The sequence below is a fragment of the Rheinheimera sp. UJ63 genome, from assembly GCF_021568285.1.
GTDB lineage: Bacteria > Pseudomonadota > Gammaproteobacteria > Enterobacterales > Alteromonadaceae > Alishewanella > Alishewanella maricola.
Window position 1 is genome coordinate 91973 of sequence record NZ_JAKGTQ010000006.1, and the last position, 22762, is coordinate 114734.

11 protein-coding genes are annotated in these 22762 nt (G+C 37.0%); 3 read left to right on the forward strand and 8 right to left on the reverse strand.

What is annotated here, in order from left to right:
• Positions 1-2: 2 nt before the first annotated feature.
• Both dbpB and queC read left to right on the forward strand, forming a co-directional pair.
• Positions 3-1097, forward strand: a complete 1095-nt coding sequence (gene dbpB, locus L1N97_RS14675) for a DGQHR domain-containing protein DpdB (protein ID WP_236130314.1) — start codon at positions 3-5, stop codon at positions 1095-1097.
• A gap of 2 nt (positions 1098-1099) precedes the next feature.
• A complete protein-coding gene (queC, locus tag L1N97_RS14680) occupies positions 1100-1777 on the forward strand; it encodes a 7-cyano-7-deazaguanine synthase QueC (protein WP_236130315.1) in 678 nt (225 codons plus the stop codon).
• A gap of 110 nt (positions 1778-1887) precedes the next feature.
• Here queC and dpdD read toward each other — a convergent pair whose 3' ends face one another.
• The 8 genes from dpdD to dpdE are packed head-to-tail and all read right to left on the reverse strand — an operon-like array spanning position 1888 to position 19507.
• Entirely contained in the window at positions 1888-4098 is a 2211-nt protein-coding gene (gene dpdD, locus L1N97_RS14685) for a protein DpdD (protein WP_236130316.1), read from the reverse strand.
• Positions 4079-4666 (reverse strand): phospholipase D-like domain-containing protein DpdK, encoded by a 588-nt coding sequence (dpdK, locus tag L1N97_RS14690; RefSeq protein ID WP_236130317.1) that lies wholly within the window; start codon positions 4664-4666, stop codon positions 4079-4081. Before dpdK ends, dpdD begins: the two co-directional genes overlap by 20 nt.
• A 23-nt stretch (positions 4667-4689) precedes the next feature.
• The gene (gene dpdJ, locus L1N97_RS14695; RefSeq protein WP_236130318.1) at positions 4690-9102 is read right to left on the reverse strand and encodes a protein DpdJ; all 4413 of its coding nucleotides are present in this window, start codon (positions 9100-9102) and stop codon (positions 4690-4692) included.
• Positions 9103-9119: 17 nt separating this feature from the next.
• Positions 9120-9920, reverse strand: a complete 801-nt coding sequence (locus tag L1N97_RS14700; protein WP_236130319.1) for a hypothetical protein — start codon at positions 9918-9920, stop codon at positions 9120-9122.
• A complete protein-coding gene (gene dpdH / locus L1N97_RS14705; RefSeq protein ID WP_236130320.1) occupies positions 9917-12991 on the reverse strand; it encodes a protein DpdH in 3075 nt (1024 codons plus the stop codon). Before dpdH ends, L1N97_RS14700 begins: the two co-directional genes overlap by 4 nt.
• Positions 12988-13950, reverse strand: coding sequence for a protein DpdG (gene dpdG, locus L1N97_RS14710; RefSeq protein ID WP_236130321.1), 963 nt, complete (start codon positions 13948-13950; stop codon positions 12988-12990). Before dpdG ends, dpdH begins: the two co-directional genes overlap by 4 nt.
• Positions 13950-16445 (reverse strand): protein DpdF, encoded by a 2496-nt coding sequence (gene dpdF, locus L1N97_RS14715; RefSeq protein WP_236130322.1) that lies wholly within the window; start codon positions 16443-16445, stop codon positions 13950-13952. The genes dpdG and dpdF overlap by 1 nt, the downstream gene beginning before the upstream one ends.
• 2 nt (positions 16446-16447) lie before the next feature.
• Positions 16448-19507 carry a protein DpdE gene (gene dpdE / locus L1N97_RS14720; protein WP_236130323.1) on the reverse strand — a complete coding sequence of 1020 codons (3060 nt, stop codon included), beginning with the start codon at positions 19505-19507 and terminating at the stop codon, positions 16448-16450.
• Between the two features lie 2007 nt (positions 19508-21514).
• On the opposite strand from dpdE, the gene L1N97_RS14725 reads away from it, so the two are divergent.
• Positions 21515-22762 carry a ParA family protein gene (locus L1N97_RS14725; RefSeq protein ID WP_236130324.1) on the forward strand — a complete coding sequence of 416 codons (1248 nt, stop codon included), beginning with the start codon at positions 21515-21517 and terminating at the stop codon, positions 22760-22762.

A 22762-nucleotide genomic window follows, 5' to 3' on the forward strand; every position in this document is an offset into this window, starting at 1 on the left:
TTATGACAATGTTAAAAATACCCGCGCTGAAAATCATGCAAGGTCCTAATCGTGAGCTTTATAGTTTTGCTCTTAAAGGTAAGGATATCCATAGTGTTGCAGCAATATCACGAGTAAAAAGGGAAGAAAATCACTTAGCTGGATATCAAAGACCCGAAGTTTCATCTCATATCAATGAAATAAAGCGCTATTTAGAGTCCGAAAATCCAATGATTCCTAATGCAATTGTTATTGCATTTGATGATAGAGTGGTCTTTAAGCCGCTATCTGAAGACGGCACGTTTGGTGAAATACATATTCCTTTGATTGATGGTGATAACAAAAAGCCCGGCTGGGTAGTCGATGGCCAGCAACGTGCAGCAGCATTGCGAGAGGCTAATTGTGGAGAGTTCCAAATGCCAATCTCAGCTTTCATAACGAATGATACACAAGAGCAACGCGAGCAATTTATTTTGGTTAACTCAACAAAGCCACTTCCTAAAGGTTTGATCTATGAGTTACTTCCATTCACTGACACAAAACTAGCAAGGCCACTTCAGAGGAAACGTTTCCCTGCTAAGTTACTTGACGAACTTAATTATCACCCTGATTCGCCAATGTATCGAATGATAAAAACTGCAACAAATCCTAATGGAAAAATCAAGGATAATTCTATTCTTAAATTAATTGAAAGTAGCTTAACTGAGGGGGCGCTCTATCGTTTTCGCGACGCTAACAATGGTGAAGGTGACATAGAAGCAATGTTCCAATTAATGTGTAATTATTGGTCAGCAGTTAGCCAAGTATTCCCTGAAGCATGGAATGTTAATCCTAAAGAGTCTAGATTAACTCATGGTGCAGGAATTTTTTCAATGGGTCACCTTATGGACGCAATCTTTGATCGCTATCATTCAGAAGACCACGAAGATATGGTTTCCACTGAAAAATTCAAACAAGATCTAGAGTTATTAAAGCCATATTGTAAATGGACTAATGGCTATTGGGACTTTGGTACCGATCACAAAGTGAAATGGAACGAACTGCAGAACATTTCAAAAGATCTTCAAACGCTGACTAATTTCTTACTTCGCAAGTACAGAAATGAGGTTTGGAGATAGAAATGGCGAGAATAGTTGTAGTTTACTCTGGTGGAATGGACTCGTTTACAGTGTTACACAAAGCGCTGAAAGGTGGTCATGAAGTTTTTGCGCTGTCGTTTAACTATGGCCAAAAACACAGTAAAGAACTCGTGTGCGCAAAGCAAGTTACCGATGAGTTAGCGGTTAAACATAAAGTTCTTGATATTACAAGCATCAGTTCCCTGTTTACCAGTTCATCACTTGTTTCCAGCGAAATTCCCGTTCCTGAAGGCCATTACCAAGCGGAAAATATGAAGTCAACTGTTGTCCCTAACCGCAACATGATCTTGCTATCATTGGCTATTGGTTTTGCAATCGATATAGATGCTACTCAGGTCTGGTACGGAGCACACTCTGGTGATCATGTTATATATCCAGACTGCCGCCCAGAATTTGTTAAAGTTATGGGGCAAGCAGCAAAGGTATCAAACTTTGAGCCTATAGAGATTATAGCTCCATATTTAAATGCTGATAAAACCACCATCCTACAAGAAGGTTTATCGATGGGCCTAGACTATGGAAAAACATGGACTTGCTACAAAGGTTTAGAAAAGGCTTGCGGCAAGTGTGGGTCATGTGTTGAAAGATTAGAAGCCTTTGTAGCTAATAACAAACTTGATCCTTTACCATACCTTTCTTCCATGAAGATAAGTAGCTGACTTAATAGATAATTTATCCGGGCGCACTCGGGTATTCATCTTCAAAATTCAATTGGGAGGCGCCCTCAATATAATCCCTAATACTTTACACATTATTGAGTTAATAAATCTTAAACAAATTCTAAATTTGAGATTAGAGCTCTTACAATTGAAGAACTGCCCTTACCATCTGGGTAAATAATATTTTTGTTTATGTCTTTGACCGCATAATATGATTGATGGGCAGCACTTTTGTTGCAGAACACAAAATAATCAGCTGTTTTTACCAAGTTCTTTAATTTATCAGTGGCAACTTTGTCATGGTTTAAAATGACTTCAACGGCTGGGAACAAGGCTTTCAAAATTTCAGCTGCTCGTTTCCCGGCTTTCTCCGTGAGAGTAGAAATGCCAATTTTTTTACCTTTTAATTTTTCAGAATTCTCTGTGAAAAACTCTCTGAAGCTTTCAGAACGCCGTTGTTCAAATAAATGGGTTTCTGGAGATAGTTGTTTTTCAAGCCAAATTAGGACGCTTTGTGTATCTACTTCATATTCATCCCAATGGTCTGCAGAAAATGATCTTAATTTGGGCCAGATTTCGTATTTTAAATAACTTTCATCTTTAAATGGATAATCAAATAATGACTCGATGAAATCAATTATTACACCAAGTGACCTGCGACTTAACTCTACAGAGAGAACTAGATCAAATGCAACTAAAGCTTCCTTGTACTGAATTTCCGAGTGTGGAGCCTCCAAAAAGTGACTAATCAAGTCTTTAAGAAGTAAGACTGTTGTGAATGATGTCTTGTCGTCTACCGAGATTAGTTCAATTAACGATAACCAGAATTCGGCATCCGTCTTAACTTGTTGTTCTTCAATCCACCTGATAAGGTGGGGTGATATGTCTCTTATTTTTTCAGGTTCATTGCATTCCTTTATCATATTTGTAATTTGATCTAAATCGAAACCTTCCAATTTAGATTCCATAAGAAGGTCAATGTTTACAGAACGTTTATAACCATTAGAAAACCAAGTGTTCCAGTCCAGTGTGGGAGGTTGCAACTCAGAGTGAATCACACTTTTAGCTATTACCTCGTTCGAATCATTTATATGTTCATCGTTTACACCGTAAACATAGTCTTCATATTCAGCCCATTTCGTTCTCAACGGTATACACGATTTGATTTCTTTTCGTATTTCGTGTGGTAGCTTATCAAGCCAGTCAAGGATTTCTGGAATTTCACTCGAAGAACAATTTTCAGCATATTTAAATAAGGCATTTGCTGTTTCTATATTCTGTGGGCCTTCCAATAAAGATTTGAACTCTTCATTAAAAGACTGCCTTACCTCTAGAGTAAGTGCCGCTTTCTTTATTGATGATTTTGTACTTGCAATCCAAGCTTTATCTATAAAGTTAGGGACAATATCAGCTACATTTTCTACTCCTAATATTATGTTCAACAAGGTCCACGATTTCCAATCTTCTTGGTAATTGGGGTCGTTTTTTAATGCTAACTTATTGGTTAAAAGGGGCTGAAATTTATCTAATTTAGTCCTAACTAATTCAAGATCTATCTCTTCAAGACGAGCGTCATTAATTGCAAAAGAATTTGCAATGGCTCTAACCAAAATATGATAAATGCGACTAGGGATTATTCCGCTTACATAGTCATTAAAAGATTCATGACTAAGTATTTCTTTCCATTTTTTTTGCGATTTGAAAGCCTGAAACTCGAGGCTAATAAGGTTTCTATGACTTAGCTTTCCAGAGCACTTTATTTCCGAAAAATAACCAGTGATTAAATCCGGATCTTGGTGTCTACAGGCAACAAAAAAATCTCTTAATATACGACCGACGGGCCTTGTGATAGTCGAATTGAAAATAGGCTTTATTTCGAACCTTTTTGATATCTGAAGTATTTTTGCAATTACATATTTCGCTCTTTCAAGTTGCTTGTCTTTGTTTATTTGCTGACTAAGTTCGAATCTTATAAGCCCATGAGGAAAAAGCTGTAAAGCTTCTCTTTCATATTCAAAAGAAGGCTCTTGCAATAAACTATAATGGCTCGTATCAGAAGTCCCTAAACCAAAGTGCAAGCTACTTCTTAACTCCTCTAAATTTTTACGGCAATCGCTAAAACCGTAAAAGTACAGAACACCGGTGTTATATGAGGCCAAAAAGAATGGGTGACTTCCCTGTAATTTCTCTTTGGCGTCTATTATTAACGGATAGATTGTGTTGAGTAAATCATCGCTATTTGGTTTATTGAACTCAATACCGTTTTCATAACTAAAGAATGAATCCAACCAGCCAACGTAATTAGAAGAATTCATGTTCATCTTCGCCCTCTTCTATATTCGAATCATGCTTATCAACATAACTAGTTGGGTATTGAGTTGTGTCATGCCTCGGTTCAAACTTATAAGTTTCTCTAAATTCTATTCTCGCATTTGAGAGTTGATGCTCATCTCCTGTGAGAGAAACCAACTCTTCATTTTTATTAGCACCAGAATAGGTAAAGTTCATTGACCCCTTCAAAAAACATGATTCTGTAAGGAGACCCTTTATATGAACTTCATGGCTTTCGCAAATTCTAAAGCTAGGCTCTTTTCCAAGGTTAGTCTGAAGGCGATACACCGCCGCTTCGTTAATATTGTCTTTTTTAACTACAACTCTGAGGGAACATCCACTCTTGACCGCTGTTTCTAATAGTTCTAGAAAACTTATCTGTCTTGGCCCCCAATCTGGATTTAGGTAACTCCAGTTGCCAGATCTATTGTCCAAAACATCAAAATCAGTTAACCAGGCTGTTACCAACCACAAATCCTGGGGCACAATAATGACGCCTGCAAATATGCTCGACAAAACTTCTCTTAATTCTCGCTTACCAAGAGGAGATTTCGTCATTATGTCTCTCGAAATCAGTTCAATCATTGTATTGTCTCTGCTATTTCCAAGTGCATTGATAAATAGTTTTTCTGCCGAAATATCTTGATAATACGAGTGTGAAATAGCAACCCCAAGTACTCAATAGCCACAGTATTAATTTGGAAGATTATAGAATTTAATTTATCGACATCTTCAAAGCCTAAGCGAAGTTCAACTTTTCCTTGATCTTTCGAACTCAAGGCAATTAATAAATCTTGCTTCCAATTTGATGTATATTCGATAAATCGAACTTTGTCTTTGAACAGTCTAGTCACGGCAAGTCTTTCAAACACGTTAGGGGTTTTCGCAAACCGATTATAAAATTGAATAGATGTTTGTCTTATCGCTTGTCCCTTAGGCCAAAGAAGTGCCAAAACTTTATCTTTCAACTTGTTTACTTCTCCTTTAGGTTCTATTTTTTTAGCAATCAGATATGCCATAGCGACTAAGGGTATTTCTAAGTGAAATTTATTTTCTAGCTCTTCCCATTGAGTTAACCAATCTAAAAGTTCTTCATCGTTCTTTGGTGTACTCCCGGCTTTTAGCAACCTTGTATGCATTAGACTGTTGAAACTGTGAGTTTGAGCTATTCCAAGCTTTGAAATCGCAGACCTAAGTAGCATCAATGCTGAAACACGTTCGCTGTAACAATAAGCTTGCCTAAAACCTTTTATTGCATCTTCTAGTTCTTTATTTTTTTTCAGTTGAATCAATAACTGATGCATATCATAGTTAACCTGTTCGTACTCCCCGATTTCGAAACTTCTTGATAAATGATTTAATACACTCAACGGATCATCGATATAAAACTCTTCAAAACGTGAAACGATACCAACGCCACCGGCTTCATTTTCCGTTAACCACACGGTTAAATTATCTCTGGCCCATTCAAAATCAACATTAATATCGGTTTCACTAACATCGGGCAAAAGACTATGAAGCGTAGCGGATATCCCACCACAGAGAGTATTTGCAAGAATATTTCTAAACCACGATACAAAGTTATTTGTGGCCAAATTTTCTTCATATAAAAACTGAAGCAAGGGTTTCAAAGAAGCTAGATTGTTGTCATTGGAAAGAAATCCAATTATATCTTTTTGAAGAACTTGTTCTTCGGTGTTTCCTTCATCCACTTCCTTCAACTGAAATACTTCCAAGGGAATTGAACAAATAACGCGCTTAATATCCGGTTCTGAAATAGATTCTATTACTGACTTGATTGTTCGGCCCTGTGAATGTGAAAGATAATATATTGCTGTTGTTACACAATCTAAAACCCATCCTCCTTGAAACTGGTTTTTAAATAACGCCGACTCTTTAAACAATGCTTCAACATAAATACCTCGCAGACTCTTCAAAAGAACAGGGTCTTTCAATAACTCAGTTAAGCGCTGTTCACTGAAATGAAATTTCCAACTAACACCATCAACATAGAACACTGTTCCAACACCAACAGGCGAACCATTGTTTACCCAATTAAAGTCTATATTAGACGAATCACCCGTTTTAAATTTTATGGTGGCTTCAGAACCGGTTGAATAACGAGTTAATTCAATTGGACACATTTGAGAGTGTCTAAAAAAACAAACGCTTCTCAGAAATTCAAACCAATCTGAGCTTTGTGGTATCTTGAATTGATGCGAATCAGAGTCAACAAAAAAATCTGAGCCCCAGTTTAAGAATGCGTTGCTTTTATCTGTTATGTTTTTGTTTTCAAGCCTTTTTGCAAACAATTCTTTCGGTTTAAATATTTCAATACTGCAGTTTAAGTCTAATTTGATTTTTTTAGTTGGTTCTGCACTCTCCCCAAAAGCCTCTTGAACTTCGACACTACACTTCATATCTTGACCTGGAGTAGGTGAAAACGTCTCTGGAACCAACCAATCGCTTTCATTGCTATTATTGACACTATACCTTTTGGATACTCGGCCAGGTGCGAATTCTTTTAAACCCTGAAAAAGAGGTAAATCGTGCCATTCTTGCTTCCTTTCATCTTTTTTACCTCTTAATGTACAAACATTGAGGGAGGGTAAAACCAATTCACTAAATAAAGTCGGGGGGAAAAAATCAGGCATTGGCGACCCGTTCGTAGTAAGCCCTTTCCACTTAATTCCATTTACTGACCACTCAGTTTCTATTTTATGTAATAGGTTTGGTATAAAGTCCATTCTGAGTGAGCGAGGACCTTGCCAAAAGACCTGTTGGATTTTTTCATCTGACAACGCTAAAGCAGCCATTAGATATTTTTTCAGTTCATTAATGGTTTGCTCATTAGTGTTCAGTGTTTCAAGTACGTTTCTAAGATTTGTAAAATAAGTTTTAGTCGTATCAACTTGTGGCTTCTTCAGTTTGGCCCACAAGTTTGTTTTACCCACTTTTTTACTCAACCAATCGAGTGTTGCGAGACATGCTTGCATTTTTTGGATATGACTATTGTCAATTGGTAATTTACTAGATTTGATTCTTGGCTCTACCAAGCTCTCATATCGTTGAAATGCAATTCTATCTCTACCATAGTCAGACAAAACGGTGATCATCCAAGGCCGCATCCCTCTAGTTCTACCTGCTCGCCCCTTACGCTGAATATATGATGCCATTCCTCTCGGCGATTTATGTTGAATTACAGTTCCAACTTCAGGATCATTAAAACCAACTTCAAGTGATGCAGTGGCAATTGTGATTTCAGCATCACGGTCGACACCTGTATCTTGACTAGATGTCCTGGCAACTCTTGCTCTAGCATGCTCATTCATCGCATGGCCAATGCGCTCACAATTAGACCAGTTCTGGCCTAATGCATCCATTTGCTCTTTTTGAGTGTCAAACTCGGGGTGCTTGCTGCTTCGTAGAAATGCTAATGGGATTTTCGTCGGTTTGAGTTTCTTGAAAGCATGCTCCCACCCTTCAGCATCTGCCATCATTTCAAATAAGCGGTTGTTTACATCTAAGTCATCTGTAAATACAAAAAGCTTGCTTCCATAAGTACCTTTTGAAACAGAGTGATTTTTAGTATCCATCATTCTTTGAAACAACATGGTAGTCTGAATGGTCGTAGAAAGTAACGCGGCTTGAGATACGGGGTCACCTCGCAGAGCCAAAAGGTACTCGGCGCCCTCCTCTAGCATTTCGGATTCTAATGGTTCAATTGCTTCAACCTGTTCATCAGTTACACCTGTGAATGTAGCAAAAAATTTAGATGCATTATTTAATGTTGCTGACAACCCCACGAAATGTGGTGAAGAATTCGTGTATTTCATCCATCTCTTTAACAAATAGGACGTCTGAGCCCCAGTGGAGCCTTCATAAGTATGCACTTCATCTAAAAGAACTAAGGGAATAGATTGGTTGTTAGCACCAAATAGATGATTAGAATAACCATCTCCTAAATGTTGGTTTAACATTTCAGTGGTTGTGAACAAGATATCAGGCGCAGGAGATTCTCTTGTTAGCGCAATGACATCTCCTTCGTGTCTCGCACCACAAACTCCACAAATTAGTGCTTCTTTGTTAGTGTCAAAATCTTCTTTTTTCCATTTTAATACGCCGGAGCAGTTACACTTCAACATATTGTAAGAAACGCTGCCCTTGTTCATTTCTTTTTTTAGTAGTTCTTTACTCCAAGTATCACCAAAAAACGTTCCAATCCTAATTTTTCGAGTGTTGTTTCTTTGCAAAAAAGGATCTAGCTTCCTTGCTTGGTGAAAGGTTTCCTGAAATTGGTCTTTTAGTAACTCTTTTCTAGGATAGATTGCTAAGATTCTTACTTTACTTTCTTGGTTTTGAGTGAGTTCGACTGCCAAATTGGCTAGTGCTGGCAAATAAAATGAGAGTGTTTTGCCACTACCTGTTCCCGCACAGACTATCGTTGCAGAGGTAGTGTTCTTTTTTTTAGTCAGTTTGTTAAGAATTCTTATTGTCGCTCTTTTTTGAAATCCAGAAAGCATCAACTTATGACTACCTTCAAGCATGGCACAGAGCGATTCTCTATATTTTTCGCTTAACTTATTCGATTTGCATACCTCATCAACAATGAAGTTAGGTGCGATATCCCTTTTTGGATATGTTCTCGCTCTACGTATAAATCTGTAGTCAGAAACGAGAGTCTTAGTATTCTGTAAACTTTGTCCATGGAACCACTGTCGCAACTTTTTAGAAAGGTGAACAGACTCAGCCATTCTGGAACGGTAGGCATCGGGAGAAAAAATATCAGCTACAGAAAAAATTAAACATCTCTTTAATAATTCAAAAAATATATCTTGAGCATTTTGTGAGGTTTGAGACTTTATAATTTCAAGTATTTCACTCTTATTATGTCGCACTTCAGTATCGCCCCAAGCCAACAACCGATACTCTCTCTGCTCAATAATGTCTAGACAATCATCTAGACAACGTCGAAGATCTTCTTCATTTATCATAGATACTACTTTCCTAATTATTTTCTTTCTACCTTGAAATTCGTTAATTTACTGTTGGCGTTAAGCCATTCCAGAACTTTAGGAGTCAGTAAATCCAAAGTTGCTGGTTCAAATCGAGAGTTCAAGGCCTTAAAAAACCTTGCAACATCTTCCGGAAAGTCGGAAACATCAAATTGTGCTTTCAATTTCACCAATGAATCACGTAACCCCTGAATTTTAACTGCACAATCCATCGTGACTATTCTAGTTTGCTTGAGTTTTTCTAAATTAGAAATATCGCTATTAAATTTTTGATAGTTTTCCTTTTGGGATGGATTATGTTTCTGACTCTCTAATACCTGCTCTTCAATAAAAACACGTTTATCTATCAGCGTTAACCACTCATTCCAACAGTATTCATTGGCCTCTTTTATTCTTGCCAATAATTCTTTTAATACGTCGCGAGCATGGATATATGAATCTTTTTGTTGGACTATATAATTTTCCTTTTCCCACGCTTGCTCAAACTCTTTAAACTTTGCAATAGCTTTGTCAATTAAAACAGTTAACTCCTGATTGAATACAATAGAACTAACACCATTTCGATACACACCACTTTCAGAGAAAACTAACGAATAGTCTGGTGTTTCATCTAATATATTGTTCACAAAATTCAAAGCCTGAATAAATTCAAATTGCGCATAGAGTTTATCATTAACAGCACGTAATTCACTGTAAATGACCTGGTTACCTTCAATTATTACTTCATTCTGTTGGGAGTTATCTGCCAAAAGAATCTCTGATTTAAAGGTGGCAATTCTTTCCTTCAAGCTATTCATTTACAATCGTTCTCCGTGAACGTAGTTAAGTGTGAAAGTGTTTGGTTTAAATTAAGATTGGTATTTTTTATACCTTGATTGAGTGCACTCAACTGATGTTTACCAACAGTATTATTGACTGATTGTATTTTCGGTAATGCTAGCCTTTCAAAAGTTTCCCATTGCGAAAGAACTTTTGACAATAAGGTAATGAGTCCTCCATCAAGGTTGGCTAGTATTTCAATCTCTTTTTGCTCATCTTCAACGGTTATTAGCTTGATGGCATTTTTAACCTCAATCCAACTTAAAGTTTCAAGCAATATTTTGATATCCTGATTGGCCGTTTTACGTTTTAGGATTTCATCTGGATAAAATCCCAAATCTTGAATAGATTTGTAAACTTCTCTTATATCTTCAAGTAAATCTTGAAATTCCTCTTTGTTCTCACAATCGCTAATAAACATTTTTATTTTAAGGAGGTTAGGCTTTATTTCATCGATTGCCGCTTTCTTAAGTCGCCGCAATGCTGGATCAAGCTTCTCCTCGCCATTTTTTCTGGCTTCTTTGATTGCAGCCTTTAATATGTCTGAGTCGATAGCAACATTTTCAATAAGAACAAGACTGGACCAAACTTTTTGCGTATCATCCCATTGGTCTAACAAAGCAGTCCTTAATTGTTCGAAACCAGAATTTAACGGTTCCTTTAGAATCGATTTGATGTGTACACTTTTCATTAAAAGCGTATTTTCAAGACTACCTTGCTCTTTTAGTCCTAAACCATTTAGCAACATCAACTGCTTATCCACCGAGCGTACTAAATACTTCTTACGTAACGCCTTGAGAGCGACCTTTAAAACATGTGGAACCCATTTTTCAGCGAAATTTTTATAATAAGCAAAATCTTCATATCCTTTTTCATAATTCCACCCCGTAGATGGGTTATCTTTGTTAGTCCTGTGATAGCGAATTATCGCCAGTGCAGTCCGTTGTAGTACATTCGAAGACTTTTCATCATAGAAATCATGCTCTGAGCAAAATTCAACTAACGGTAAAGCATTGTTATTATTTGAGTTTGGTAGGCTAATTAAAAAGAGTTTATCTGACTTAAGAATTGCTTCAATGGCTGTTTTTTTTGTTTTTCCCACCTCAAATACTTTACTATTTTCAAAACCAGTCCATTCAGAAAGTGGAGATTCTTCAATCATTGTATAGAGTTGGCTTCTGAAGAAGTTCGCCAACTTAGAATCGATAGGTGCCTCATTGTTGAACCATTTCCCAAGTTGCTCCTCCAATAAATCCGCCTTATTTGGGGCAGGAATAGGTACGGGCTCAGGCGGTTTCTGTGGTGCTACCACAATAGGGCGTGGTGTAGGGATATGAATTTCACTTCCTAAGTAGGGAGCGAGTTCTGGTAAATTGAATGAAATAGCAACTTCTTTGGGTAAAGCTGATTTCAAAGCTTCCATGCTAGATTTGTCTGACCAGATTGAACAAAGTGTTATAGCTTGTTGCGGAGTCGAAAGACCCAAATTGCTCAATTCAGCTAGAAGTGTTGGTTTGCGCTCTTTAAGTTCAACATTCTTAGGAAATATACCCGCTTCATAATCGTTTCGTTGATATCTTAAAATATTAAGTAAAATATCATTTAACACATCTCGTGGATTAAAGATTAACGAACCGGAATCGTTGGAACAATACCATTTGGCAAGATTTACTATGGCCTCTTTATTAAACGGGAAAAGTGGGATCTGTAAAGAAGATTTACCGAATGCTTCCAAACACAAGCTATCACTCTCATCTAACTCGTCATTCCATATAGGAATATTATCATCCCAATTCTCAAGGCTAATGACATCCTGTAATTGGGACTTCCCATAGCGAGCCGCATTTAAATACCGACTACAAAAGTCGACTATTTTAGTAGGGATATCTTCTTGGCTGTCCTGATTATTTTTGATTTGCCACTCAAATTTTGCTCTCGTTCTAATAGTGTTTTGTCTTCTTGTATAACCGCTGTAGCCACTTGTAACAGCGAGTACTGATTTCAGAGTGCATAATTCATCTTTAGCCTCCTCTAACAGGCAATCTATCAAGACATCTTCGATAGCCGAAATTGCAGCGAGATCTTCCACTAAAATAACAAGGGTTTGATTACGAGCTTTTAGGTGCTTTCTTATTTCTTTAAATAAATCTTGAAAGTTACCACTGCCAAATTGAAATAATTGTTGAAAAGCAGTTTGTGAGGCGCGGCCAACCCCTTCATTTATTATTTCTAAAGCCTTTTTACTTCGCTCGGGGCTGTCTAATCTAAGTGCACTTAACGCTTTACGAGCTGGTAACGACAAATCATCTATTTCAATCTCTTCAATCATCGAGTCAAAATCTTTCTGTGACAAAGCAAATTCTTTTTGGTGCAACTCTTCCTCTGTTGCCCCTTTTATCCACCTAGTTGCTATATTGTAAATATAACTATCATCACCAATGAGTCTTGATTTAAATTCAATATCGTCAACTAAATTAGGGAGTTGTTTAGCAAATTGTATCCTTTTTATTACTTCTTGTGCTTCAGCAGAACCAGGTTGGCAGTTATCCAAAAGTTGAACACTCTCTTCACCAATATCCTGAATGCCATGTTTTAAGTGAGTACCAAAAAGATCAGCTATTTTCCTAGCGACTAGAGTATTTCCGACTTCGTCTACCTGTTTTCGCGCGTTTTCAAAAACATCTCCTTCCAAACCGTTAAGAAGAAGGTGAAGGGTCTGTCTTAAACTTGCATTCTTCGGGATTCGCACTATCTGCCAGTTTTCTTCCTGAACTATTTTCTCATTTTTAAGCTTCGCATGTAGCCACCTTATGAGGTGTGATTTACCTAACCCTGCATCAGCAACGATAGGAATAGGCCTATCAATTCTTAAAAAATGTTCTAGAAGGTCCTTTTCGGTAGCCTCTTCTTCGAATGTATTGCTACTAAATTTTGTCAACTGCATCGGTTCATGAACAGCCAGCAATGCCTCATCAGAGAGTTCTTCAGCTTCAGTTTTGATACAATCAATTACGTTTTGTACAGATGGCCAGTATCTTTCTAAACTCATTTTTCTACCCCAAATCTAATGTGACTAACTGGTCTTTTTTTATTTCCAGGTAGGTTCAACTGCATTGTTTTTTCAGCATCAGATTTAGGCACAAGAAAAATAACCCCCTCAATATTAAGTCGGTACAAAGCCTGAGAAAGACTTGCCGATAGTTCGTGCTCAGGCAAAGATTTCCAATCTTTTACCTTAGAGCGAATAAGTTCCTCGATGGTGCAGCGATACGCTCCACCATCAATTACGGGAAGTATTCCACTTAGTTGAATTAAAAATTCTTCTACTGGCATCTCACTAGCAGCACCTGAATTTTTTAATATTTTGATAACCGCAGGTCTAATTAAGCGAGTTGGATCAACCACAAGCGTATCTTTGGTTACTTGTTCTAGAAAACCTAAAAGAAGACCATAGTTGGCAAAAGTAGCAGTCTCGGAACTGTTAATAGTAAGGCGAGTATCGTTTCCAGATCTTGGTGGTAGATACTTTCCAACGATGGCTTCGATTTCTGTAGGCTTAAAAAAATTACCACCTGCAAATGTAAATGAGTCCAGACACAAAAAAAGAGCCATGCCTCGAAGCAGTGGCTCTATTCCAGTTCCATCGACGATATCAAGCTTCTCTTTAAATAAAGTTTGAGTAATTCTTTCTCCAAGGTTGTCATCACATGAAAACTCTGACCAAGCCTTGATCCCTTCTTCATTTTGCTGCCATAAACCAGTTTCCTTCCAAAAAAATAAAGTTTCTCTCAGCTTTTTTTCGGGGTTAGTGCTTCTCTTAAACTCTCCCTGAGAATCACACTCCTCATCGATAAAAAGATAATCTGGCATGTTCGATGACAAAATAGCGGTCAATGGTAAATGTTCTTCGCTTTTATTTTTTTTGGAAAAATGTCGGTTAACCAAACGGTCAATGAAATGTAATGAAGCTATATGGCTGCCTGGATTCGCATTGTTTATTACTGACATCAGTTTTGTCCTAGCAGATTTCTAAAGTTACTTATTGATAATGACGATGAATAATTTTCGTACCAATTGCGATATTCCTTACCTGACTCTTTTTGTGACCTTTCTGCAAAGAAATACGTCACCTTCTCTCTAGCCTTTGGTACATCAATTACTTTTGCACTTTCCTCAGCAATCAATATGGTAGGCCAGAAGCTCGATTCATCCTCAAATTCTTGAGAAATCCAGAACCGTTCAAAGCCAATTGGTAAGGTTTCTTGGAGCTCTGCCAAAAACCTATCAGATGCCTGAATACCCGAAATAATATTTTTCACTAACATTGATTTCAGTAAACCTTTCCAATCGAAAATATCATTATTATCGTAGTAAACCATGCACATATTCCTGTTAGAAATCAGCGGTTGTAATCTGGGCGTCGAAGTTGCCTGAGATGTATAGTTATCCAGATAGGCTGCCCCTCCAACAGTAGGGGAGAATCCGTCGCAATTGCGACACCCCCTGCAGGCTCGCTGTGCAGGTACATGATTAATCGAATAGTATTTAGACAGCGTTTTACAAAGTGTTACTGAGTTATTTTCTAGGTACTGCCTCAAAACATTAAATCGGTCATTCTGCACAGTTAACTCACGTTCTCGGTATCTATTAATTTCAGTTTCCCAATAATCCTTTTTCAGTGCTTTGGGCTCTAACAACTCTATTACTATTGTTTCAGAATAATCTTCCCAGAACTTTTGAAATTGTAATTGTTCATAACTTTCATCTGACGTTGAAGGTAATTTAGGAACTTCATAGTATATTTTGATAGCGCCAGCGCGCTGCATAAACAGCAAGGTCAACCAATTCCACTCGCTATTTTTATCGCTCATTTGGCCTAATTTATTTCGAAAAAATGAGGTGTTTAGCTTATAAATATCATCACTTTCAAACAAATCACCTTCGGCAGACTGTTTGCGCTTGAACATATCCATCCATCGTTCAAATCCTAAATCGATTGATATTATTTTTTCTCTATTAACACCTTGGGCAATATCTAACTGTTCATGATGATAAATCATTAACGCTATTGCTGAGTCACCATTACGACCTGCTCTTCCTATTTCCTGATAATACCTATCAATGTTATCTGGAACACTAGCGTGTAGAACTGTTTTAACATCCGCTTTATCCATCCCGACACCAAAAGCAGACGTTGCTACAATGATGTCGTATTGGTTGCTCTTCCACTTTTCTATGATTCTTTTTTTTTCTTCATTTTTGGTGTCGCCGTCAAACTTAGCAACCCTGGTACATCCGTATTCCTTTAACTTCTTGTGCACTTCATCAGCTTCAGACTTTGTTGTGGTATATAAAATCAATGGTTTCGGCAATAAAAAAGTATATTTACACACCGTGCAAAGATGCTCATGCCTATTAACTTTTAACACAGAGCTTTTAATTTCTGGGCGAAGAAAATTACCATTGACGATAATGGGATCGCTAACTCCATCACCATAAACTTTATTGATTGCCTCTATATTCGATTGAGTAAACGTTGCCGACATCAGGACAGTATTAAACTTACTTTTTGAAACCTTTCTGAGTGTTGCTAGCAATGCTCCAAATTTTTGAAAGTCTGGCCTAAAATTGGTGCCCCAACTATCAATTAGATGAGCCTCATCGACAATAATTTCTGCAATTTGATCGCTACGCGATAATGAAAAAAGCAAATAAAGTAAACTTCCAGTAAGTGATTCTGGTGATGTAAAGAGAACTTTCTGACGGCCCGTTTGCATATTTAACTTTATTTCTTCTCTCTCTTCCTGAGTTAAACTTGCATGCCAACAGTAATTGGATACAACTGGAATGCCACAGTGATGAATTATTTCTTTAGCTCTGTCCGCTTGTTCTATTGACAAACCAACAGTAGGAAGAATAACAATGGTGTTAGCAAGCGCCCTTTGGAATAGTATAGAGGCGTGTGAAATCAGGGTTTTACCACATCCTGTTGGCAAATTTACAAAGATAGTTGAACCTTTTTTAGCGGTAAGGCACGTCCGGACAGCCAATCTCTGACCTGCCGTTTGGTAATTGTTATATCCCAGCCCATCAAGTTTAATTTTTAAACACGCATCTAGTTGTACGGGTTCCGTTTTTCTTTTGTTTTGCAGGGTATAAACATCTAAATCGTGCTCGTGAAGACTGTCTTGATCAAGTTGTAATAAATTAGTCCCTTGTCTTTGAATCAAACCTGTTTTTTTAGCAACTTCTAACTCTTGTCCTCTCAATTCTCGTGGAAAGGCGAAACTACTGTAGTTTTGATCAGTTGTCCGCTGAATGGATACTAAGAAGTCTTTTATAGCTAACATAGTATCTACTGAATTGATGTTTTCGGATTTCAGAGTTGTAAGAAGTCTGTTAAAGAAAAAATTATCTTGAAAGGTGGAATGGCGTTTTGACACCTCTTTAGTCACAGACTCGTACTCACTCTCATTTAATCTCAATGACTTTACTTCAGACACTATTATAGTCCTCCTACCAATGTCATACTAAGAGCGGAGACCAACCTAACAGTTAACTTATTTGTTAAGTCTAATTGCTCATTTTTGGGCAAAACACTCTTTATTATTTGAGATTCTCTGTGAGTTATGGCGCCTTCAATGACTCTTTCCCATTCATCTCTCAGACAAAACGAATTAAATAATTCCCACAGGTCCTGTTTTGCAGTTACTAGGACTTCAAAATCTCTATAACTGTTATCATGTTCACCTTTTGATACTTGTACCGGCTTTCTCAGTAAATTCAGTATCGCTTCATTCTCGACTATGTTCCCAGAGTCATCTATCCACTCTGTTTTTATGTGAGGTTCGAATTCCTCGTCAAGATTTCTCTGCTCCACAACTGAATCTTCGCTTGACTCGCAAGAAACTAGCCAATTTAACTTCAAAAATGTTTTTGGCTTTTCGAGTTTTATTTTTATTAGCCTCAAAACTGAACTCACAAGCCCTAGTATGCTCCCTTGTGTGAAATTGTATATTGTATCTATGAAAGGTTGACCATACCGTAGTGGGTAGGCACCGGTTTTAGCGGTGATTTCTCTATTTGGTGTCATAGGTTTTGTAGCAGGATTTCGTAAACCACTATTAAAGTCTATCCCTAAAATACAGTGGTGTAAAAAATCGTCGATATTAAGACGAGTTATCCCAAGTTTATATTGGTAAACAAATGTCGATTCGTCTTTAGGTGTTACCCTAAATTTCAGGCTCTGTCTGATCCAGTTTTGTAATGAGTTATGCAAAGATTCAGCATCTGAATCAATTTTCTGCATTTGCTCAGCAAACTTCTTTATTTTTGTGAGGTCAACCTGCATTTCATTCCAAACCTCCTGGTCTGCGACTTTTTTCCGTTCTTTTGCAATTATTCCTTTCTCTCCGCTTAAATTTTTTCTAATCTTACTCAATTGCCTGAACCCATTAGTTAGCAGATTCTGCTCTTCACGTTGAATAACATCTTCTAAAGCTAATTGGATGCTTGCTGTTGTTTCATTAAACACGCCTATAATATCTTTTAAAAAAAGAGCCCAGTTTTGAATGAAACTGTCAGAACCTGGAATAAGCACATAATTTTCAATCGGTTTCATACCTTTCGAAGTCGCGCTATACCTATTTAACCTACCAATACGTTGCTCGATTCTTACTAAAGAGCGAGGCAAACTGTAATGAATTGCTAATCGAGATGGTCCCTGTAAATTTAACCCATCCTCACCTTTTTCATCAATAATAAGTACCTTAATTGAAGGATTGGTAACAAAAAGTGGCGTGGTATGAGAAGAGTGCCTTTCAATATCGTCTCTATGCTTCATTAAGAATGAATAAAGGCAATCTGCAGCGGCTTTATTTCCACAGAAAATAGCTACTTTACCATCGGTGTTATTTTTCAACCATTCATCAAGTATGCTTTTTGTAAGTTCATCTTTGTTTTTTTGTTCACAAAGTGCAGATTCCTTCAGAATTGAGAATATTTCAAAAAATTCATGATAATCATCAATATTAATCAATCTATCTAGTTCAGACGAAAGACAACTTGGTGAATCTAACAGTGCATCAAGAAGAGGCATTACACTTGGTAGTTTATGCTCTTGCCCCTCACTAACAAGGTAGTCTCTATAGTCATCTAACTGCTGATCTAAATAGGGTAACTGTTTAGCAGATCCCCATTTTTGTAATTCACAATTACCAAGGCCTGGAAAAAGTAATTCTATCGAACTGTTCTTGCTCCCTCTCCTATTGCGAATAAATCGTTGAAAAAGCCTGTACCTTTCACCAAAATACTGTTTAAGCTCATAAATAGCGCAATTTCTTTTAACATCATTTTTATTTATATTGAAAAAATCAATTTCCGGCTTTAAATTCTCGATCAACTTAGATAATTCAAAGTCTCCTAGGTCTAGAGTTTCTAATTCATCTAATATCCCACTTAGTGTGAAGTCGTCAGACTCGGGTGATAATGCTGTATATATTCCGGAAAAAAGCTCTCTCTCACTTACTTTTTTGTTGAAATCAACAATACCTTCTTCAGAGATTTTATAGTTGTCAGGACTAAGACAATGCAGCATGGCCAAAAAGCTTTTTGCATTTCCTGCAATTGGCGTACCCGACAAAATAATTGTTGAACGAGCATCTGAACAAAAAGAGACTATTTTTTGATAATTGGTGTTGTTGTCATCATTCCATGCCAAGTTAGCAAGGTTATGTCCTTCATCGATTACGACCATAGTTGGTTTTTTTTCAGTTGTATCAAACAACGGCAAGTTAAAATAATCACAGACAAAAACTTTCTGGTCTTCCTCAAACTCAATACCAAGTACATCTTCCAAGTGAAATTTTAATGTCAACTCCTGTTTCCATTGGTTTATCAGAGCAGTAGGTACTATAACTAAGACGCAAGCATCATCTTTTAACTCAAGAATATGCTCTCGGATTAAAAAACCAGCCTCGATGGTTTTACCCAAACCCACCTCATCACCGAGTAAGTATTTTTGATTTGAGTCTTTCAAAACTTGTAATACAACTGATAATTGATGTATTTCAAGGTTTACTGCGCTACTTGATAAAGAAGATATAGAGTTACATGCCGCTCTTTGTTCTATATATGAGGTAATAAAGTTTGTTCTATTTTCGTAATGCTTAAAAGCGGATGTAGCCTGAGATGCTAGGAATTTCGCTGCAGGAAAAGAAGACAGCGCTAGTAAGTTTGGAACAAATAATTCTTCAATTTCATAAATATCCGATTCGTCATGATTAAAGTAAATTAAGTGCTTGTCTCCAGGTCGTTCACCATCATAAAAACCCATTCTCCATCGTTGAGTAGATCCGAACTTTACGTAAACAACAGTTTTTTCAAACAACTTTTTCTTTCCAATTAAATCACTTCCTTTGACTTTTATTTTTTTATCATAAGGATTAATTGGAGAAGTGAAAAAACCAACTGTTGCGCTTTGATCAGCTGCAGATGTAGATAGAATTTTACCTATACCTTTAAAAAAAGGTGCGCCCTCAACTAAAGAACCTACTACCAATCTCATGTCTTCTCCTTAACTACAGCATTCCATCTAAAAGTAAGTATTTATATCATGTGTACTTTATTAGCAACAGAGGGTAATACACCCATTTTTAAATGACGCTAAAAGCAGAAGGTTGCGTTATTAAAGCCTGCTTGTATTTCGGTGGTGTAACAGCAATTGTCGTGTTTAGCCGTCCATTACTGTAAAATCATAGCCATTCTGTTGTATGATATTTCACTTTGGCAATACTGCTTGTTAATCATTAGAAGCGAACGGAGTGGTTTTATTGCTCCACATAAGTATTTTGCTATGTTTTTCTTGTTGGATGAATTTTAGTTTAATATCATCTTTTTCAGCACACTTAGCCCTTAACGCACTGATATATTCAGGCCCAGTGTCAAATACGAATTTGCTTTTGCTTGCTAAGCCATTTAACAAGTAAGTTTATCGTGTGGACAACACGTTCAGTCGGCAGTAAGAAATCAACCGTCATTACTAGGCGTTCACGGTTAAAATCATCAATAATATTGAGTTGCCTGAAGGTGTGACCAACTTAAATTAGGTCATTCATATGATCCATAGACTACCCATTTTTTAATGAACTCCGGCACGGCCAGTACGTTAGACTTATCTCGTTTTGAGTGCTACTTAGGCTTTATCTGTAGATTAAGCTCCAGCGCTTTATGAATCCTCAACACCCGTTTTTGGTACTAACTGAAGCGCTTCACGTTGCGTAAAAGTAAAAAAGCATCCCAAAATCTTAACTGCAGTGTGTTATTTTTAGCCGGATAAACTAGTCAGCAATTTTAGTCTTCTTGTTACTCTGTTTGGCCTGATTGTGATAATAGTTTTTTGCTAAGCACAAAGAGAGCACACGCTAAATTGATAGCAATGAAATGATTTTGCACCGACTTTTGCTTAAAACCCCCTTCGGCGTATGGTTTTACTTTTTTCAGACTTAGAGTCTCGAATGCCATTGTCGATTGCAGTCACTGTGCATATTCCTTTGGTCACCAAGCTTTGTAACGATGTACAAAGTGCAGCGTTCCTGGTTTTGTGTGTGTTTTTTGGAGTGACAAACGACAGAAAATTGGCGAGCATTACTTGAACATTCATTGTGTGCTTCAGTTTAACTTTTTTGGCGAAAGATCAGATCAGGAACCGCAATGAATGTTCCCTTATCGCCTAACTAATTGTTTTTATTGAACGCATTTGTCGGGATACCTCAGGTTTTATTGCCGAGTAATTGGTCTAATTTATTTATAATAATAAGACGTTCTATTTAGTAAAAGTTAGTTGTTTGCTACTCATAATTAATGACAATCTATTGTTTAATTCGTTTTTATTTTCTTCCATTACCACCCTCCCCTCTCATCTGTTTATCTTTGGTCATTTGGTATTTTTGCTGTATTAATGATTGGTTATCTGGTTTGAGTAACATTTAATAGAAGTGTAGATGATGATTTGTTTTCTATTTTAATTATTACGCGATTCACTTTCTAAATTACTCAATATCTTTATTCAAGAAATTCTTAGACTCAATACTTATATTTCTCAATCTAAATGATGTTAATCACCCTACCCTTTTGATGTGTTCGATCTCCCCCTCGTCTTCGTTGTGCTTCAGTTAAACATTTTGATAGCCTTAAATCTTTGAATTTTTCAGTACGATACCATTTAATCTTTATCAATCTTAGATTTAATGGTTAAGTGCGCGGCCTTTTCGTCAGATACACCGAAAAGATTCTCAATACTTTTAAATTTCACATAGCCACCTTGAACTCTAATGTTGATGGTTTAAATCTTGCTCAACTTGTAGAATTGATCATATGTCCAGCGCTGGACATGTTGATTTAAGGTGTTGAAAACTAATCAATTAATTTATTTTAAATTGATTTTTTTAACGTTTATCAGTTTAATCCGAGCGTTTAATGAGTTAAAGCTTACTTTATAAATTTAGATTGGATTTGACAGTCTTAGCCAACTCTAATAGGCTTTCGCTATCAATATTAAATATTCTAGGTTTTTATGCACATTTCTAAACGGTTAAGTAATTTAACGCCTCTGATTGAGCAAAACGAAATTTCAAGACTGCAAGCGGTAATAGAGAGCACTAAAACAACTGATGATATTAATAGTCTAATTATTCATCATTGCGTTTCACAAGCTGACGCAGCCAGAATGTGTGGGATGTCTTTAAATACGTTCAAAGATAGGGTTGTCGAAGCAAAAGAGCAGGGCGTTATCGATGATGTTATGTTTGAGTCAAATAAGTACCTTTATAGTCTGGGGCACATGCATGCATTGATGGACTGGATGGGAATTCCCAAATGGTCAGACAAAAATAAAGGAAATATTATAATTAATGTCGTTAATCAGAAGGGTGGAACAGGAAAATCTACTACGGTTATTTCTTTAGCCGCGGGTATCGCTTTACGTATGAATGAGCGTAGGCGAGTATTGATTATTGACTTAGATCCTCAGGGTACATTACAACAAGTTACAGCTCCAAGATTACGTGACAGTGATGCTTCAAGTGAATTAGTTTTAAGTGCTGTTGATATTATGCTGGGCAGTGAAGAGAAAGACAGCGATTACGCACAACTTATTGCTAATGGTTATACTCACCAGGAAATTTTAGAATACAGCATACTTAAAACCCATATTCCTAACCTTGATGTTTTACCATCATTTCCAACGGATGAACGTTTTTCACAAGCCGCTTGGATGGAATATGCTAAGACAGGTGAGTTGATGCATGTTAAAAGGCTCAAATCTAAGATTATTGAACCTTTATCAAACCACTATGACTTAATTTTGATAGATACTGGACCCCATGTTAATCCTCTTAGTTGGTCTGCTTTGGAAGCGTGTAACGCATTACTGGTACCCGTTTGTCCTAGGAAACTTGACTGGGTAAGTACTGGGCAGTTTCTTTCTAATTTGCCAGAGCAAATGTCATATCTTCCAAGTAAGGGAGATAATGTTAAGTTTTTCAAAGCAATAACAGTTAATTATGATGAAGAGCAGGGTAGGGACATAGAAATGCTTCATCAAATTAAAACCGTTCTTGGTCGAGATGTCTTAAACGCAACCATCAAACGTTCATCTGCATTTGAAGCAGCTTCCAGAAATTATAGAACGGTTTTTGATTTAAGAAAAAAAGATAATTTGTGTCCAGACAGACAGCTTGATAAAGCAATTTCTAGCTTGAATGATGCGATACGAGAATTATTGCTTACACTTGAAGACGTTGATTTTAGTGAGGAAAACTAA